We start from the raw sequence: 609 nt of genomic DNA, 5'->3' as shown, positions 1-609 counted from the left end.
TGGGCCGGCCCCCGCGAAAACCGGACACTGGGTAACGCTTAAACTATGAGGTAGTCTTCCGCCTATGTTTAAGCCTACAACTAACAACATGGAACCCGTTGAGGTTCTGACGCAGCCGGAGCAACGCCGACGCCGCTCAGTTGAAGAGAAACTGGCGATTGTGCGTGAGACCTTCGAACCCGGAGCCACCGTCTCCGGGGTAGCCCGACGTCATCAGGTGAATGCGAACCAGGTGTTTGCGTGGCGCAAGCTCTTTCAGGACGGCAGCCTGTCTGCGGTGAGTGCCGGTGAGCAGGTGGTGCCGGCATCGGACCTGGCGGAAGCCATGAAGCAGATTCGTGAACTGCAGCGACTGCTCGGTAAAAAGACAATGGAAGTGGAAATCCTCCGCGAAGCAGTGGAGTATGGTCGGGCAAAAAAATTGATTGCGCGCTCACCATTGCTGCCGGGGGACGACCGATGAAGACGGTCTGTGAAGTCCTGGGTGTGTCGCGCTCGAATCTCGCAGTCAAATCAAGGCGACAGTCCGATTGGGTCGACCGGCGCAAGACGCCGAGCATGGATGACAAGCCGCTTGTTGTAGAGCTTCAGGGGCTCGTTGCCGACCTG

General features: G+C 58.3%; 1 pseudogene. It reads left to right on the top strand.

Annotated features, from left to right (window positions below):
* Positions 1-88: 88 nt before the first annotated feature.
* Positions 89-609, top strand: a pseudogene (locus tag M3I54_RS44545) (transposase); the annotation flags it as partial.

Source organism: Paraburkholderia sp. CNPSo 3274 (assembly GCF_024206475.1).
GTDB lineage: Bacteria > Pseudomonadota > Gammaproteobacteria > Burkholderiales > Burkholderiaceae > Paraburkholderia.
Note: the sequence above shows the minus strand (reverse complement) of the source record. Positions and strands in the feature narration are given on the sequence as shown.